The following is a 15940-nucleotide window of genomic DNA, read 5'->3' as shown; positions in this document are numbered from 1 at the left end:
GCCCGCTCCCACATTTGATTTGTGTCGTTCACAGAGCCAATGTGGGAGCGGGCTTGCTCGCGAAAGCGGTATATGATTTTTTACTTCAGGCCAACCTTGTACAGAGTCCCATCGTCCTCATCGGTGAGCACATACAAATACCCGTCCGGCCCCTGCCGCACGTCGCGAATGCGTTTGTTGAGTTCGCCCATCAAGCGCTCTTCATGAACCACTCTGTCGCCGTCGAACTGCAGGCGAATCAGCTCCTGAGTGACCAGTGCACCGATAAACACGTTGTGCTGCCAAGGCTTGAAGCGGTCCGCATCGTAGAACGCCATGCCGCTCAGGCCAGGGGATTTTTCCCAGACGTGTCGCGGCGGGACGGCGCCTTCGGCGGTCTTGCCCCTGGCTTCCGGAATCGGCTGGCCGGAGTAGTTGATGCCATGGGTTGCCAGCGGCCAACCGTAATTCTTGCCGCGCTCGATGATGTTCACCTCGTCCCCCCCTAGTGGGCCATGCTCGTTTTCCCACAGCACGCCGGTCCAGGGATTGAGCGCCGCACCTTGCGGGTTACGCTGGCCGTAGGACCAGATTTCCGGGCGTACGCCGGACTGACCGACAAAGGGGTTGTCGTCGGGCACCTTGCCGTCCGGGTAGATGCGTACAACCTTGCCCTGCAGCTTGTCCAGATCCTGGGCCGTAGGCCGGTCGTTGTTCTCGCCAAGGGTGATGAACAGATAGCCATCGCGGTCGAACACCAGGCGCGATCCGAAGTGATTGCCGACCGAAAGCTTCGGTTCCTGACGGAAGATCACTTTGAAATTCCTGAGGGCGGTCAGGTCTTCCGACAACTGCCCGCGACCGACCGCCGTACTGGCCTTGCCGCCCTCACCCCCACCTTCGGCATAGGACAGATAAACGGTGCGGTCCTGCTTGAAGTCGGGCGACAGCACTACATCCAGCAGACCGCCCTGACCCTTGGCCCAGACTTGCGGTACGCCACTGAGTGGTGCAGAACGTTTGCCATCGGCGCTGATCACCCGCAGGTTGCCGGGCCGTTCGGTCACCAGCATCCCTTGTCTGTCAGGCAGAAAAGCCAAGGCCCACGGATGGTCCAGCCCCTTGACGATCGTCGTCACCTCAAGGGTGCCCTGCTCGCTTTTCAGTTCTTGTACGGACGCGGCAAGAACAGGCGTCGCGACGGTGATCAATGCGCTGGCACAGACTGTGGCCAGGAGGGATGTTCGCAACATTCACGATTCCTTTTGTCGTCAGAATGGCTGGCAGGATTGACGTCCTGCCACTCAACGGTTGCTGGTGTCTGCGTCTCGGTGGGGCGGATTGGGGATGAATTTCGGCGGGCTGGCGGGCACCGACCGATCCTGGGGATAGCGGTTGCCGATGCCGCCGTTGTCCAGCGTTGGCGGCCGCGGAACCGGCACGGTGTTGGGCCCGCGAATGACCGGAGCGCTGGGCTGCGTGCCTTGCATGCTGTTGGGGTTGGCCCTGCGAATCGGGCTGTTGTAGGGATTGCTGGCGGCGCCCGTCGGACTTTGGGCCAACAGCAGAGACGACGGGACGTCAGCCAGGGCCGAATTGCTCAGCACGCCACTCAATGCCATCGCGATGATGCCAAGCGCTAATCGGTTCATGGGCGACCTCTCTACGTGATTACAACCTTCGATAGCACGCTACGCCCAGGGTTCGGATTTGTTAACCAAAACCTCCCCGGCAAGATGTAACACGAAGTTGATCCCCCGGCGGGCCAGGGCCACACGCGGCTGAAACTTTTGCGCCGGGCCACGGGTCACCTGATCATCACTCGCGAGTAGACGACCATGGCACGGGCAATCTGGAAAGGCGCAATCAGTTTTGGGCTGGTGCATATCCCTGTGGCGCTGGTCTCGGCGACGTCTTCGCAAGGGGTGGATTTCGACTGGCTCGACAGCCGCAGCATGGAGCCGGTGGGCTACAAGCGCGTAAACAAGGTCACCGGCAAGGAAGTGACCAAGGAGAACATCGTCAAGGGTGTGCAGTATGAAAAGGGTCGCTACGTGGTGCTCAGTGAGGAAGAGATCAAGTCGGCGCACCCGTTATCCACGCAAACCATTGATATCTTTTCCTTTGTCGACGCCGAACAGATTCCTCTGCAAAACATCGACACGCCCTACTACCTCGCGCCGGACAAGCGCGGTGGAAAAGTCTATGCGTTGCTGCGCGAAACCCTGAGCAAAACCAACAAGGTCGCCCTCGCCCATGTCGTTTTGCACACCCGCCAGCATTTGGCCGCGCTGATGCCACTGGACTCGGCGATGGTGCTGGTGATGCTGCGCTGGCCAGCGGAAGTCCGCAGCCTCGACACGCTGGAACTGGGCAGCGAGGTGACCAAACCGGAGTTGGCCAAGGGTGAACTGGACATGGCCAAGCGTCTGGTGGAGGACATGAGCGGCGACTGGAGCCCGGACGATTATCGCGACAGTTTCGAAGACAAGATCATGGCGCTGGTCGAGAAGAAAGCGAATGAAGGGAAGATTGAGGATGTCGAGACGGCGACGGGCGAGGAAGAGCGCAAGACGGCAGATGTTATTGATTTGACCGAGTTGCTTAAACGCAGTTTGGGGGGCAAGGCTGGCGGGAAGACGGCTGCGAAACCGAAGGCAGCGGAGAAACCGGCGGCGGCGAAAAAAGCCACCAAGCGCTCCAGTGGTTGACGGATAGTGATGCATTCATCTGTTGTGCGGTGATTGTGCCGGCCCCATCGCGAGCAAGCCCGCCCCCACATTGGTCCTGCGAACGACACAGATCAAATGTGGGAGCGGGCTTGCTCGCGATGGCGCAATACGCGGCGACGCAGAAATCAGACCCAGACAAAAAACGCCAGCAACCCGGCAAAAATCGCCCACTTCTCCAGGTAATACAGCTTGCGGTTGCGCTTCTTCAGCGCTTTGCCGCGCAGGCGAATTTTGTAGATTTTGGCGAACAGACGATTGATACCGCCCGTCTTGTCGCCGGCATCGTTCGGCGCGCCCGCCGCCGACATCACGTTACGGCTGAACCAGCCGTTGAACGCCGCCGCCCAGCGGTACTTCATCGGCCGCTCGACGTCGCAGAACAGAATGATGCGGTTCTGCTGCGTGGTGTTTTCAGCGTAATGAATGAAGGTTTCATCGAACATCACCGCTTCACCGTCGCGCCAGTGATAATTCTCGCCATCGACGTTGATGTAGCAGCCAGCGTCGTTCGGCGTTTCCAGGCCCAGGTGATAACGGTAAGAACCGGCATACGGATCGCGGTGGCGCACCAGTTTCGAACCGGGTGGCAGTTCGGCGAACATCGCGGCCTTGATCGAACCGATGCTCTGCACCAGCTCGGTGGTGCGCGGGCAGAGCTTCATCGCCGAGGGATGACTGTCGCCATACCACTTGAGGTAGAAGCGCTTCCAGCCGGTCTTGAAGAACGAGTTGAAGCCGACGTCGTCGTATTGGTTGGAACGCTTGATCTCACCAGCCTTCAGCAAGTTCTGACCTTCGGCGCGGATTTCTTCCCAATGGGTCTGCAACGGGCTCAGGTCCGGGAATTCGGCCGGATCGAGGTAGGGCTTGTTGGGGATTTTCGAGAACAGGTACAAGAAGCAATTGATCGGCGCGAGAAACGTCGAATGATCGCTGAGTTGTCGGCCCAGCTTATGGCGCACGCGACCGCGCAGGTGAACGTACGCAATCGATACAACATAAACAGCAGCAATGATGAGTTTCACGGGAATCGTCACACGTCAGAAGTGAACAAACTGCGTCCTTGCCAGCCCTGTGGCCCTGGGATCTTTGTGCAGCGTCTGAATACGAAATATTGTCCCTGAGCCGCGTCCTTGAGCATTGCGGTGACCGGCGGCAGGTTCAAAGATGGCATTTTAGCCACTGTTTGTAACAAATAGTTAGCGTTCAAGTGTGAAAATCTGTCCGTCGATGCTGCCAAAGCAACCGTACGGCCTCAATGCCCTATCGTTTAAAGAGCCAGACCAGTACAATCGCCGCCAAACATTACGCGCCCCCCTTGGTTGATGACGGGAATGAACCCCGTCTCAGCGCACTTCGACTCGGGCCAAGCGCTCCACATGCTGCTGTCCACTTATTGCCAGATGGACCTTCCGCTTCTGACCGGGATGTATTTCCCGTGGTTCGAAAACCGGAAACGGGTACTGAATCGGTACTGCCGCACCCCTAGCTACTCTGAATGCTTCGCAGGAAAAACCTTTGATCTCTACAGCTAACATCACGATGCAGTTCGGCGCCAAGCCGCTATTCGAAAACGTTTCGGTCAAATTCGGCGCGGGCAACCGCTATGGCCTGATCGGCGCCAACGGCTGCGGCAAATCGACCTTCATGAAAATCCTCGGTGGCGACCTCGAGCCGTCCGGCGGCCAGGTCATGCTCGAGCCGAACGTGCGCCTGGGTAAATTGCGCCAGGACCAGTTCGCCTACGAAGAATTCACCGTGATCGACACCGTGATCATGGGTCACGAAGAGCTGTGGAAGGTCAAGGCCGAGCGCGACCGTATCTACTCGCTGCCGGAAATGACTGAAGAAGACGGCATGGCCGTGGCCGAACTGGAAACCGAGTTCGCCGAAATGGACGGCTACACCGCCGAATCCCGCGCCGGCGAGCTGTTGCTGGGCCTGGGTATCGGCATCGAGCAACACTTCGGCCCGATGAGCGAGGTTTCCCCTGGCTGGAAACTGCGCGTCTTGCTGGCTCAGGCGCTGTTCTCCGATCCAGAAGTGCTGTTGCTCGACGAACCGACCAACCACCTGGACATCAACACCATCCGCTGGCTGGAAAACGTGCTGACCCAGCGCTCCAGCCTGATGATCATCATCTCTCACGACCGTCACTTCCTGAACAGCGTGTGCACCCACATGGCTGACCTGGATTACGGCGAGCTGCGTCTGTTCCCGGGCAACTACGATGAGTACATGACCGTGGCGACCCAGTCCCGCGAGCAGTTGCTGTCGGACAACGCCAAGAAGAAGGCACAGATTTCGGAACTGCAATCGTTCGTCAGCCGCTTCTCGGCCAACGCCTCGAAAGCCAAGCAGGCCACTTCCCGCGCCAAGGCGATCGACAAGATCCAGCTGGCCGAGGTCAAGCCTTCGAGTCGCGTGAGCCCGTTCATCCGTTTCGAACAAACCAAGAAGCTACACCGTCAAGCGGTCATCGTCGAGCGCATGGCCAAAGGCTTCGACGGCAAGACACTGTTCAAGGACTTCAGCTTCCAGGTTGAAGCGGGCGAGCGTGTTGCGATCATCGGCCCGAACGGTATCGGTAAAACCACCCTGCTGCGCACCCTGGTCAACGAACTGACCCCGGATGCCGGCACCGTGAAGTGGACCGACGCCGCGGAACTGGGCTACTACGCCCAGGACCACGCGCACGACTTCGAAGACGACTGCAACCTGTTCGACTGGATGGGCCAGTGGACCCAGGGCGGCGAGCAGCTGGTTCGCGGCACCCTCGGCCGGATGCTGTTCTCCAACGACGAGATTCTGAAATCGGTCAAGGTCATCTCCGGTGGTGAGCAAGGTCGCATGCTGTTCGGCAAGCTGATCCTGCAAAAGCCGAACGTGCTGATCATGGACGAACCGACCAACCACTTGGACATGGAATCCATCGAAGCGCTGAACCTGGCGCTGGAGAACTATCCGGGCACGCTGATCTTCGTCAGCCACGACCGTGAGTTCGTCTCGTCGCTGGCGACCCGCATCATCGAGTTGAGCCCTAGTGGCGTGATCGACTTCAGCGGCACTTATGATGATTACCTGCGTAGTCAGGGTGTTGTGTTCTAAATAGCTGCTGAAAATGAAAAGCCCTGTCCTGGTGACGGGGCTTTTTGCATTTCAACAGCAAAAAACTTGAGCCTGCGTACCGCAATTCTGTAGGAGCCGGCTTTCTGCGGGCGGCGTTCCGACGATGGCGATCTCGAGGACGCCATCGCCAGCAAGCCGGCTCCTACAGGGGGGGGGTGTATTTCAAGGCAAGACCTGCTTGCTTTAATCGTTAGCCTGCTTTCTTTTATTTCACACCCGCGCCATGATGCAGTTCTCCCACCGCCGCCCGCGAACGAGCCCTCATGTCTGCGCAGCAACTGCCACCGCAAAGCTCTATGGCGATCACCCTGCAGATCGTCTCCATCGTTTTCTATACCTTTATTGCCTTCCTCTGCATCGGTCTGCCGATTGCGGTATTGCCGGGTTATGTCCACGAGCAGCTCGGTTTCAGTGCGGTCGTGGCCGGGCTGACCATCGGCTCTCAATACCTCGCCACCCTGCTCAGCCGCCCGATGGCCGGGCGCATGTCGGACAGCGTCGGCACCAAGCGAGCGATTGTTTACGGGTTGTCAGGGATTGTGTTGAGTGGCGTGCTGACGTTGGTGTCGACGCTGTTGCAAAGCTTTCCGCTGACGAGCCTGTTGATCCTGATCGCCGGCCGCTTGTTGCTGGGGATCGCCCAGGGCCTGATCGGCGTCGGCACCATCAGTTGGTGCATGGGTCAGGTGGGCGCTGAACACACCGCACGCTCGATCTCCTGGAACGGTATCGCGTCCTACGGCGCCATCGCCATTGGTGCGCCGCTGGGTGTGGTGATGGTGGCGGAATATGGTTTTGCCAGCCTAGGGATCGCGCTGTCATTTCTGTCGGCGTTGGCGCTGGTGCTGATCCGCAACAAACCCTCGGTGCCGGTGGTTCGCGGTGAACGCATGCCGTTCTGGGCAGTGTTCGGGCGCATTGCACCGTTTGGCGCAAGCCTGAGCCTGGCCTCTATCGGCTACGGCACGTTGACCACCTTTATTACTCTGTATTACCTCAGCCGTGGCTGGACCGGCGCCGCGTATTGCCTGACGGTGTTCGGGGTCTGCTTCATCCTGGCGCGCTTGCTGTTTATTTCGGCCATCAGCCGTTTCGGCGGTTTCACCTCCGCGATTGCCTGCATGAGCATTGAAACGGTGGGCCTGGTGCTGCTGTGGCTTGCGCCTTCGACCGGTTTTGCCCTGGTCGGTGCTGGCCTGGCCGGGTTCGGTTTGTCGCTGGTGTATCCGGCGCTAGGGGTAGAGGCGATCAAACAGGTGCCCAATTCCAGTCGCGGTGCGGGGTTGAGTGCCTATGCGGTGTTTTTCGATTTGGCATTGGCGATTGCCGGGCCGGTGATGGGCGCCGTGGCGTTGAATCTGGGGTATTCGTGGATATTCTTCAGCGCGGCGTTGTTGTCGATCACTGGCCTGGGTTTGACCCTGCTACTCAAACGCCGCGCAATGGCCTGACACCTGCAGTCCGATGTGCAAGAGAACCCCTGTGGCGAGGGGGTAAGCCCCCTCGCCACAGGGGTTCGTTCCCACCGGGTATGCGCAGGCTATTGATCAGCCGTTTGCATCCCCGCACGGGTCGGCACGCCCAGCGCATGGGAAAAGAACCGCCCGGCTTCGGAGATCATGTTGCGGTGAATGTCTTCGCGGTCGACACCGTCGGCATCGGTGCACAGCGCCGGCATGGCGGCGATTTGTTCTTCGTTGCACGGCGCCAGGAACACGAAGTGCCCTGCCCCGGCCAATAACTTGAAGTCCGGCGCGATCGGCAATTTGCGCGCCAGCGCCGCGGCGTTTTTGTCGAATGCCACCAGTTTGTCGCCGTCGCCGCTGTAAAGCAGCACCGGCACATGCACGTCGGCCAGGGTGTGACGGCCGAACTTCAGGCTCAGCGGCGCCATCAGCAACAGCGCGTGAACCCTTGGATCCGCGACCGGTTGCAGGTCATCACGGTCGACGATCAACTCGCCCTGGGTGTTGCAGGCATCGCGATCGTCCGGACGTTCCTGGCAGTAGCGACGCAACCGGTCCAGATCGGGCGTCGCGCCGGACAGAATCAGCGCCGTCTCCCCACCCGCCGAGTACCCGATCACGCCGACCTGATCGGCATTGACGAACGGCGCGAGCATGCGGTCGCCCAAGGTAGCGGTAATGGCTTCGGAAATCTGGATCGGCCGGCCGTACAGGTTGCTCAAGGTGCCGAGGCGGCTGTGGTCTTTGGAGTTGTCGCCGGGATGAATCACCGCCACCACCACAAAACCCTTGCGCGCCAGCGACGTGGCGAGGTCGTGCAGGGCCAGCGGTGTTCCGGTGTTGCCGTGGGACAACATCAACATTGGAAAACGGCCGATGGCGACGCGGGTGTCTTCGCCCGCTTCGACCGTGTAGCCCTCGAGTTTGCTGGTGTGCTCCCGGTCGCTGGAGGGGTAGAACGCGATGGCGCGCATCGGTTGCAGGTCCAGCGGATCGAGAAAGCTCATCTCATGGAAGCCGACGCTCCAGTGAGGATGTGGCGCAGGCGCGGCGTGCACTGAATTCAGGCTGCTGAGCAGGCAAATCAGTAACGTTGCACAAAGACGCACCATGGGATGCCCCACCTTTGTTACATGACCGGAAAGCCTGTTCTCCATCGACTACCGAGGAAGCGGCCTTGTACCAGCATGGCGGCCAACAAGGTCGTTACAGAACAGGGACGTAAACCCTCGACTGCATAACCTGGGCCACAACATGAACGAATTAAGAAACTGCTAGAAATAGTCAGAAACAAAAAACTCCGCATCTGACACTTGCGTGATCAGAATACAGAGTTTTTTGGGGTGTTGCCCGAGCTGATTTACATCTTTTACGCAAGCCTTACGCGGCAGCGAACAGTTGCTCGCTGATCTGCGTCTGGGCATCGCCCATGGCTTTGGTACGCACTTCGTCACCGTAAGCCAGGCCGTGAGCACGGACGAATTCGATGTCGGTGATGCCAATGAACCCGAACAGCACTTTCAAGTAATCTTCGTGAGCGACACCAGTGGCCTGACCGACATGCAAGCCGCCGGAAGTCGACACGATCACGACTTTCTTGCCACCGCACAGGCCTTCAGGGCCGGCTTCGGTGTAACGGAAAGTCTGACCGGCAACGGCGATGCGGTCGATCCATGCCTTGAGTTGGGTCGGGATGGTGAAGTTGTACATCGGCGCGGCAATGACCACGGCATCGGCGGCGAGGAATTCGGCCAGCGTCGAGGCGCTCAGTTCGGCTTCGTGCTGTTGGGCGGCGTTGCGCAGTTCGCTGGCGGTGCCGGCGGCGACCAGGGTCGTCGCGGAGAAATGGCTGATGGCATCGCTGGCCAGGTCGCGGTAAGTCACCACGGCGCTTGGCTCGGCGGCTTGCCAGGCTTTAACGACTTCACTGCTCAGCTGACGGGAAGCCGAGTTGTCACCAAGAATGCTCGAATCGATATGCAGCAATTTCATGTGGGATCTCCAGGTGAGGATCGCCACGGGGCGATCTGATGGGGACAATCCTACAGAGGAAACCAATGGCTGATTAGACTGCAACAATGCGATAGTTCGTCTCACTGATAGAACAATCGAGTTAAAACCATGCAAGACCTCAATGACCTCTACTACTTCGCCAAGGTGGTCGAAGCCGGCGGTTTCGCCGCAGCCGGGCGTTTGCTGGGCATTCCCAAGTCGAGGTTGTCGCGGCGAATCGCCGAACTGGAAGAACGCCTTGGCGCGCGCCTGCTGCAACGCACCACGCGACAGCTGAAGTTGACTGCCGTGGGTGAACGTTACTTGCGGCACTGCCAGGCCATGCTGCTGGAAGCCGAGATGGCCGATGAAGCCGTGGCCAGCATGTCCAGCGAGCCTCGCGGCCGCTTGCGGGTGTCCTGCCCGGTCGGGCTGGCGCACGAAATGCTGCCGACAATAATCAGCCGCTTTCTCGAAAAATACCCGCAGGTTCAACTCGAAGTGCTGCTGCTGAACCGCCGGGTCGATCTGGTGACCGAGGGCGTGGACGTCGCCCTACGTGTGCGGGAATTGGGTGATGAAGACCCGTTGCTGGTCACCCGACGCCTGCGTCAGGCGCAGATGCTGTTGGTGGCCAGTCCGGACTTTCTCCATGGGCGAGCGATCAATCATCCCGAGGACCTCAAGAGTCTGCCGGTGCTTGGCGCCCTTGAAGCCGACCGCATGGTGCATATCCGCATGCTCGATCAACAAGGTAAAAGTCATGAACTCGCGCTCGAAGCCCGATTGGGCATCGACGACTTCATCGTGCGCAGGGCCTGCACCCTCGCGGGCCAGGGCTTTACCATGCTGCCGATGATGTATTGCGAACAGGAACTGGAAAGCGGCGCGCTGGTGCAGTTACTGCCCGACTGGTCTTTGCCTGGTGGCTGGCTGCAAGCGGTCTACCCTCACCGGCGCGGGGTCATGCCGGCAGTCCGCGCCTGGCTCGACCATTTGATCGAATCATTCAATAGCTGTGGAGACCGACTGATATGAAAGCTGGACGCATGAGCGAAGAGGATGCCGCACAGTTCTGTCTCGCGCTGCCGGGTGCGCGGGAAGACTACAAGTGGGGTGGCGTGCGGGTGTTTTCGATTGCCGGGAACAAGATGTTCGCCCTGCAGAACCTGCGGGGCGAATCCCTCGCCTTCAAGGTCGACAAGGACCTGTTTCTGGGGCATTGCGATCGCCCGGGCGTTCATCCTGCGCCGTATCTGGCGCGGGCCCAGTGGATCATCATGCAAACGCCCTACCCGATGGGCACCGAGGAACTGCAAAGCCTGTTGCAACGTTCCCACCAACTGGTGGTGAGCAAGCTGCCCAAGCGCACGCAGGTCGGGCTGCTGCTTTAGAACAGCGCCAACAGGTTTGCCTCCAGAAACAGCTGATCAATCCAGAACACTTGATGCAGCAATACGATCATCCAGAACAACAGCTGAAATGACACTTTGCGCGTCTTGTGCCGGAATACTTGCTGGGCCAGCAAAGCGCCCGGCCAGCCGCCGGCGAGCTCCACCGCATGCAAGACATTTTCAGGCGTACGCCAGCTATCGGTGCGGGCCTTGCGCTTGTCGCGCCAATAAAGGAAGAACGCCAACACGCTGACGATGCCGTAGGCCGCCAGGGGAATCAGTGAAATCCCTCGCAGCCAAAACGACAACGAGCCTGTCAACGGCAGTGCGCACACGACCGCGAACACCAGCAGCTTCAGTCGCAGGTTGTGAATCTCGCCCCCGGACCGGCGTCCGGGACTGTTGCGCCCGCCGGCATCATTCATGGCTTGACCGCAGTCCAGTCGACCCAGCCGAACTGCCAGGTGGCCAGAATCACCAGACCGAACGCAATGCGATACCAGGCAAACGCCGCATAGCTGTGGCTGGCGATGAATATGAGCAAGCCTCTGACGGCGATCATCGCGAAGATGAACGCGGTGACAAAACCGATGGCGAACACCGGAAAATCAGCCGGCACAAACAAGTCGCGATACTTGTAGCCCGAGTACACCGCCGCTCCGACCATGGTCGGCATCGCCAGGAAAAACGAAAACTCGGTGGCGGTCTTGCGCGACAGCCCGAACAGCAAACCACCAATGATCGTCGAGCCGGAACGCGATGTGCCGGGAATCATCGCCAGGCACTGAGCGAAGCCGACTTTCAAGGCGTCTTTCCAGGTCATCTCGTCAACGGTTGATGCATGCACCTCATGTTGACGCTGTTCCGCCCACAACATCACGATGCCGCCCACGACCAATGCCGTGGCCACGGTAATCGGATTGAACAGGTATTGGTGGATCAGGTCAGCAAAGATCACCCCCAATACCACGGCCGGCAAGAAGGCAATCAGCAGGTTGGCGGTAAAGCGCCTGGCGCTGGGCTGCGTCGGCAAGCCAACCACCACATCGAAAATCTTGCGCCGGAATTCCCATACCACGGCGAGGATCGCGCCGAGCTGGATAATGATGTTGAACGCCATGGCCCGCTCACCACCGAAATTGAGCAAGTCGGCCACGATGATCTGGTGTCCGGTACTGGAAATGGGCAAAAACTCCGTCAGCCCTTCTACAACGCCAAGTATCAATGCCGAAAAGGCAGTCCAAAGGTCCATCAATCCCCCAAGAAGCGATGCGCGACGGCATGCCCCGTTAATATTTTTTCAGAAACAGTCAGCGTAGCTAAAAGGCCCGCGCGCAGAATCCGGACGGAACCGTAAAAATTCCGTGAAACATCGACTTGGACTCAGGTTTTTCCGCGCGGGGCCGAAATCCTATCAGACAAGCCTGATTAACGCTGCCACGTTATAGGACTTGGGTCTGATATGGCCGATCGACAAAGTGTGGTTGGATGCTGGCGATCATTTATTACAAGAAAAAGAAACTGGAGTGACAGCGTTATGAGCAGCTTGCGAAATATGTCGATCAGCCGCCGTTTGTGGCTCATTTTGATCGTGGCCGTCATGATGCTTTTGACGTTGGGCGTGTTGATGCTCAAGCAGATCCACGAAGACCTTTATCACGCCAAGGCCCAGAAAACCCAGCACGTGGTGCAGACCGCCAGCGGCATTCTGACCTATTACCACGGCCTCGAAACGGCCGGCACGCTCACACGCGAGGCCGCGCAGAAACAGGCGCTGACCGCCGTTCGCGGCCTGCGCTATGACCAGAACGACTACTTCTGGATCAACGACCTGACGCCGGTGATGATCATGCACCCGGCCAACCCGAAACTCGATGGGCAGAACCTCTCGGCGATCCGCGACCCGGACGGGTTTGCGCTGTTCAATGAAATGGTCGCCCTCGCCAAAGCCAAGGGCGCCGGCGCGATCGACTATCGCTGGCCGAAACCGGGCGCCAGCGAGCCGGTAGCAAAAACGTCCTACGTCAAACTGTTCGAACCCTGGGGCTGGGTGATCGGCTCGGGCGTATACATCGATGACATGCAAGCAGAATTCACGGCTCAGGTCTGGAAAGCGACCGTCGTCGGGCTGGTGATTGCCGCCATCATGGCGTTGCTGGTGATCCTGATTGCCCGCAGCATCGTGCGCCCGCTCCAGGACACCGTGAACGCCATGGCCAATATTGCCAGCGGCGAAAGCGATCTGACACGCACCCTCGATACCCATGGCCAGGATGAAGTGACGCAACTGGCCCGCCACTTCAATGCCTTTACCGCCAAACTGCGGTTGGTGATCAGTCAATTGCAGGCGTCCGCCAGCGCGCTGGGCCAGTCGTCCAGCGAGCTGGGCAACGACGCCGCACAGGCCCAGCAGCGCAGTCAGCAGCAATCCCAGCAGATGGAACTGGTGGCCACGGCCATCAATGAAGTGACGTACGGCGTGCAGGATGTGGCCAAGAACGCCGAACAGGCGGCCAGCGAAATGCGCGATGCTGAATCCCAGGCGCAACAGGGCCAGGTCAACATCGACAGCAGCCTGCAACAGATCGACAAGTTGTCGGGCACCATTGATCAGGCCGTGGAAGTCATCCGCACACTGGCCACCGAAAGCACCCAGATCGGCAGCGTGCTGGAAGTGATCCGCTCCATCGCCGAGCAAACCAACCTGCTCGCCCTCAACGCCGCCATCGAGGCCGCCCGGGCCGGCGAGCAAGGTCGCGGGTTTGCCGTCGTCGCGGATGAGGTGCGCCTGCTGGCCCAGCGCACCCAGAAGTCCACCGCCGAGATCCAGTCGATGATCGAACGCTTGCAAGGCCACTCCGAAGCGGCGGTCAAGGTCATTGGCGACAGCAGTCGCGCGTCCCAGCTGACCATCGAACAGGCCGGCCTCGCCGGTGCGAGCCTGAACGCCATTGGCCAGGCACTGCGCAATCTCAACGGCCTGAACGCCTCCATCGCCAGCGCAACCTTGCAACAGTCCCACGTGGTCGAGGACATCAACCAGAACGTCACCCAGGCCGCCGGTTTGTCCCACAGCACTGCGCTGGCGGCGGAACAGTCGAGTGTGGCGAGCGTGCGGCTGAAGGATCTGAGCGAACAATTGAACGGGCTGCTCAAACAGTTCCGCGTCTAAAACCAAACACTGACCCTGTGGCGAGGGGACTTGTCCCCGTTCGGCTGCGAAGCAGTCGTAGATTTTTTGGGACTGCTTCGCGGTCCAACGGGGACAAATCCCCTCACCACAATAATCCTCTCGTAACAAAAGCACTCTCGCCACAGAAGCCTCATCAATACAATCCCGGTACAATCCGCTCCCTCTACGATTTTCCCAAGGAACCTCCATGTCCGGGCTTGAACTGTTTGCCGCCACCCTCGGTGTCATTGCCGTCTGGTTGACGGTCAAACAGAACCCCTGGTGCTGGCCGATCGGCCTGGTCATGGTGTCGCTTTACAGCTGGGTCTTTTTTGAAGTGAAGCTGTATTCGGACATGCTGTTGCAGGTGATCTACGCCGCGCTGCAACTCTATGGCTGGTGGCAGTGGACGCGCGCGGGGGCCGCGCGGCAGGGCCGGCAGGTTAGCCAACTGAAGGGGGAATCGATCGTGTCAGGCCTGGCCATCGGTGCCGTCGGCAGTCTGTTGCTCGGCGCGGCCATGGCGCACTGGACCGATGCCGCCCAACCCTGGCTCGATGCGGCGTTGACCGGTTTCAGTCTGGTGGCGCAGGTCTGGATGGCACAAAAGCGCGTTCAATGCTGGCCGCTATGGATCACCCTGGATGTGATTTTCGTAGGGCTCTTCATCTATAAGGGCATGTACCTGACCGCCGGGCTCTATGGGTTGTTCATCGTGATTGCCGTAGAAGGCTGGCGGGAATGGCGCGCCGATCCGGCGTTGCGCACATGAAAGTCCTGGTACTGACAGGTCCCGAATCCAGCGGCAAGAGCTGGCTAGCAGCCGAGTTGCAAGCGCGTTTCGGTGGGGTGCTGGTCGACGAATATGTGCGCTGGTTCATCGAGCAAAATCCGCGGGATACCTGCCTGGCCGACATCCCGGACATCGCCCGCGGGCAACTGCAGTGGGAGGACGAGGCCCGCGCCCGGCAGCCATCGCTGCTGATTCTCGATACTCACTTGCTGAGCAACATCCTGTGGAGCCAGACCCTGTTTGGCGATTGCCCCGCGTGGATCGAGCAGGCGCTGCTGGCTCGCCAGTACGACTTGCACCTGCTGCTGTCTCCCGAACAGGTCGACTGGATGGACGATGGCCAACGCTGCCAACCCGATTTGAGTGAACGCCGGGCATTTTTCGACGCAACCCTGACATGGCTGGAAACCCATCGACAACCGTTTCAAGTGTTGCAGGGAGACTGGGCCGAGCGTCGTCTGCAGGCGCTTCGAGCCGTCACGTTACTGCTGGAGCCCTGACCCGGTTTTTGGGTTTTTCACCCAGAAAATCCCCTGTTCCGGGGGGGAAAGTGTCCATACCTGTTACACCCTGCCCGCCCCAAACAGGCCGTTTCAACGGCCTGCCCCCTCTTCGCCCGCACCTGTTAATCACGTAATACACCTCGACGCAAACCCTTGTTCCAGAGCATTGCAACCGCTTTTGCTGGTCAAAAGCGCATGTGCGTGTCTCAGACGTGAAACAGCCCCGACAGCGCCTTCCCGGACAAAACTTTTAACCCATTGAATTAAAACAAAATTCAAAAAACGGCACAGCATTCGCTCTCTCCTCCCACATCGCTGACTAGGGCCAGCCCACAAAAAGAAGGAATTGCCGCTGTGGGGACTTTCAATAAAGGCTGCACCTGCCTCCTCCTGATCGGATGCGCACTGGGCTCAAGCGTCAGCCTGGCAGACGACGGCATCATCATTATCAAACGTGATGTCCAGACGCGAAACGCAGTACAAGCCCCAGTGGTTCCCGACCCTAACCCCACGACCGTCAATGCCAACCCCTCCAAGCTGATCCTCAGTCAGACGAACGAGCTGAACGACGGCGATTTTGCCAACGTCGCCAGTGGTGCAGGCATTACACGCCTGGTCAATTTAAACAACACCAATCTGGGCGGCAATATCACCACTCAAAACCAGATTTCCAATCTCCCCGCCGGCCGTTCGGGAGGGGGCAACGGTATTTCCAACCTGGTCAATTCAAGCGTCCAGCGAGGCCTGAGCGGCCTGAACGTCATTACGGGAGGCCGTTGA

At 59.4% G+C, this 15940-nt stretch carries 16 protein-coding genes; 9 read left to right on the top strand and 7 right to left on the bottom strand.

Features of this window, described 5'->3' with window-relative positions:
- Nucleotides 1-80: 80 nt before the first annotated feature.
- A complete protein-coding gene (locus PMI01S_RS18930) occupies nt 81-1232 on the bottom strand; it encodes a PQQ-dependent sugar dehydrogenase (RefSeq protein WP_084321615.1) in 1152 nt (383 codons plus the stop codon).
- 51 nt (nt 1233-1283) lie between these two features.
- Complete coding sequence (locus PMI01S_RS18925) at nt 1284-1631, bottom strand: hypothetical protein (RefSeq protein ID WP_084321614.1); 348 nt, start codon at nt 1629-1631, stop codon at nt 1284-1286.
- 186 nt (nt 1632-1817) lie between these two features.
- On the opposite strand from PMI01S_RS18925, the gene ku reads away from it, so the two are divergent.
- Entirely contained in the window at nt 1818-2690 is an 873-nt protein-coding gene (ku, locus tag PMI01S_RS18920; protein ID WP_084321613.1) for a non-homologous end joining protein Ku, read from the top strand.
- Between the two features lie 146 nt (nt 2691-2836).
- Here ku and lpxO read toward each other — a convergent pair whose 3' ends face one another.
- Nucleotides 2837-3736 carry a lipid A hydroxylase LpxO gene (gene lpxO / locus PMI01S_RS18915; protein ID WP_084321612.1) on the bottom strand — a complete coding sequence of 300 codons (900 nt, stop codon included), beginning with the start codon at nt 3734-3736 and terminating at the stop codon, nt 2837-2839.
- 493 nt (nt 3737-4229) lie between these two features.
- Between lpxO and PMI01S_RS18910 the strand changes: the two genes are divergently transcribed.
- On the top strand, nt 4230-5819 hold the full coding sequence (locus PMI01S_RS18910) for an ABC-F family ATPase (protein WP_084321611.1): 1590 nt from the start codon (nt 4230-4232) through the stop codon (nt 5817-5819).
- A gap of 284 nt (nt 5820-6103) precedes the next feature.
- A complete protein-coding gene (locus PMI01S_RS18905) occupies nt 6104-7291 on the top strand; it encodes an MFS transporter (protein WP_084321610.1) in 1188 nt (395 codons plus the stop codon).
- 89 nt (nt 7292-7380) lie between these two features.
- On the opposite strand, the gene PMI01S_RS18900 is transcribed toward PMI01S_RS18905, so the two are convergent.
- Together PMI01S_RS18900 and PMI01S_RS18895 are read right to left on the bottom strand one after the other, a co-directional pair.
- The gene (locus PMI01S_RS18900) at nt 7381-8418 is read right to left on the bottom strand and encodes an alpha/beta hydrolase family protein (protein ID WP_084321609.1); all 1038 of its coding nucleotides are present in this window, start codon (nt 8416-8418) and stop codon (nt 7381-7383) included.
- Between the two features lie 268 nt (nt 8419-8686).
- The gene (locus PMI01S_RS18895; protein WP_084321608.1) at nt 8687-9298 is read right to left on the bottom strand and encodes an FMN-dependent NADH-azoreductase; all 612 of its coding nucleotides are present in this window, start codon (nt 9296-9298) and stop codon (nt 8687-8689) included.
- Between the two features lie 129 nt (nt 9299-9427).
- Between PMI01S_RS18895 and PMI01S_RS18890 the strand changes: the two genes are divergently transcribed.
- Together PMI01S_RS18890 and PMI01S_RS18885 are read left to right on the top strand one after the other, a co-directional pair.
- Nucleotides 9428-10336 (top strand): LysR substrate-binding domain-containing protein, encoded by a 909-nt coding sequence (locus tag PMI01S_RS18890; RefSeq protein WP_084321607.1) that lies wholly within the window; start codon nt 9428-9430, stop codon nt 10334-10336.
- A complete protein-coding gene (locus tag PMI01S_RS18885) occupies nt 10333-10692 on the top strand; it encodes an MmcQ/YjbR family DNA-binding protein (protein ID WP_084321606.1) in 360 nt (119 codons plus the stop codon). Before PMI01S_RS18890 ends, PMI01S_RS18885 begins: the two co-directional genes overlap by 4 nt.
- Here PMI01S_RS18885 and PMI01S_RS18880 read toward each other — a convergent pair.
- Both PMI01S_RS18880 and PMI01S_RS18875 read right to left on the bottom strand, forming a co-directional pair.
- Nucleotides 10689-11117, bottom strand: coding sequence for a DUF1294 domain-containing protein (locus PMI01S_RS18880; protein WP_084321605.1), 429 nt, complete (start codon nt 11115-11117; stop codon nt 10689-10691). The two genes, PMI01S_RS18885 and PMI01S_RS18880, sit on opposite strands and share 4 nt — an antisense overlap.
- The gene (locus tag PMI01S_RS18875) at nt 11114-11944 is read right to left on the bottom strand and encodes an undecaprenyl-diphosphate phosphatase (protein ID WP_084321604.1); all 831 of its coding nucleotides are present in this window, start codon (nt 11942-11944) and stop codon (nt 11114-11116) included. The genes PMI01S_RS18880 and PMI01S_RS18875 overlap by 4 nt, the downstream gene beginning before the upstream one ends.
- Nucleotides 11945-12229: 285 nt before the next feature.
- On the opposite strand from PMI01S_RS18875, the gene PMI01S_RS18870 reads away from it, so the two are divergent.
- The 4 genes from PMI01S_RS18870 (at nt 12230) to fapA (ending at nt 15940) form a co-directional block, all read left to right on the top strand.
- Nucleotides 12230-13864 carry a methyl-accepting chemotaxis protein gene (locus PMI01S_RS18870; protein WP_084321603.1) on the top strand — a complete coding sequence of 545 codons (1635 nt, stop codon included), beginning with the start codon at nt 12230-12232 and terminating at the stop codon, nt 13862-13864.
- Nucleotides 13865-14072: 208 nt separating this feature from the next.
- Nucleotides 14073-14636 carry a nicotinamide riboside transporter PnuC gene (gene pnuC / locus PMI01S_RS18865; protein ID WP_084321602.1) on the top strand — a complete coding sequence of 188 codons (564 nt, stop codon included), beginning with the start codon at nt 14073-14075 and terminating at the stop codon, nt 14634-14636.
- Entirely contained in the window at nt 14633-15157 is a 525-nt protein-coding gene (locus PMI01S_RS18860) for an AAA family ATPase (protein ID WP_084321601.1), read from the top strand. The genes pnuC and PMI01S_RS18860 overlap by 4 nt, the downstream gene beginning before the upstream one ends.
- Before the next feature lie 357 nt (nt 15158-15514).
- Nucleotides 15515-15940 carry a functional amyloid chaperone FapA gene (fapA, locus tag PMI01S_RS18855; RefSeq protein ID WP_084321600.1) on the top strand — a complete coding sequence of 142 codons (426 nt, stop codon included), beginning with the start codon at nt 15515-15517 and terminating at the stop codon, nt 15938-15940.

This window comes from Pseudomonas migulae NBRC 103157 (assembly GCF_002091715.1).
Lineage (GTDB): Bacteria > Pseudomonadota > Gammaproteobacteria > Pseudomonadales > Pseudomonadaceae > Aquipseudomonas > Aquipseudomonas migulae_A.
Note: the sequence above shows the minus strand (reverse complement) of the source record. Positions and strands in the feature narration are given on the sequence as shown.

Bases quoted from the DNA above. Each gene is read 5' to 3' on its own strand.
- PMI01S_RS18930 (WP_084321615.1), bottom strand. From the start codon at position 1,232: ATGTTGCGAACATCCCTCCTGGCCACAGTCTGTGCCAGCGCATTGATC.
- PMI01S_RS18925 (WP_084321614.1), bottom strand. From the start codon at position 1,631: ATGAACCGATTAGCGCTTGGCATCATCGCGATGGCATTGAGTGGCGTG.
- ku (WP_084321613.1), top strand. From the start codon at position 1,818: ATGGCACGGGCAATCTGGAAAGGCGCAATCAGTTTTGGGCTGGTGCAT.
- PMI01S_RS18905 (WP_084321610.1), top strand. From the start codon at position 6,104: ATGTCTGCGCAGCAACTGCCACCGCAAAGCTCTATGGCGATCACCCTG.
- PMI01S_RS18900 (WP_084321609.1), bottom strand. From the start codon at position 8,418: ATGGTGCGTCTTTGTGCAACGTTACTGATTTGCCTGCTCAGCAGCCTG.
- PMI01S_RS18895 (WP_084321608.1), bottom strand. From the start codon at position 9,298: ATGAAATTGCTGCATATCGATTCGAGCATTCTTGGTGACAACTCGGCT.
- PMI01S_RS18890 (WP_084321607.1), top strand. From the start codon at position 9,428: ATGCAAGACCTCAATGACCTCTACTACTTCGCCAAGGTGGTCGAAGCC.
- PMI01S_RS18885 (WP_084321606.1), top strand. From the start codon at position 10,333: ATGAAAGCTGGACGCATGAGCGAAGAGGATGCCGCACAGTTCTGTCTC.
- PMI01S_RS18880 (WP_084321605.1), bottom strand. From the start codon at position 11,117: ATGAATGATGCCGGCGGGCGCAACAGTCCCGGACGCCGGTCCGGGGGC.
- PMI01S_RS18875 (WP_084321604.1), bottom strand. From the start codon at position 11,944: ATGGACCTTTGGACTGCCTTTTCGGCATTGATACTTGGCGTTGTAGAA.
- PMI01S_RS18870 (WP_084321603.1), top strand. From the start codon at position 12,230: ATGAGCAGCTTGCGAAATATGTCGATCAGCCGCCGTTTGTGGCTCATT.
- pnuC (WP_084321602.1), top strand. From the start codon at position 14,073: ATGTCCGGGCTTGAACTGTTTGCCGCCACCCTCGGTGTCATTGCCGTC.
- PMI01S_RS18860 (WP_084321601.1), top strand. From the start codon at position 14,633: ATGAAAGTCCTGGTACTGACAGGTCCCGAATCCAGCGGCAAGAGCTGG.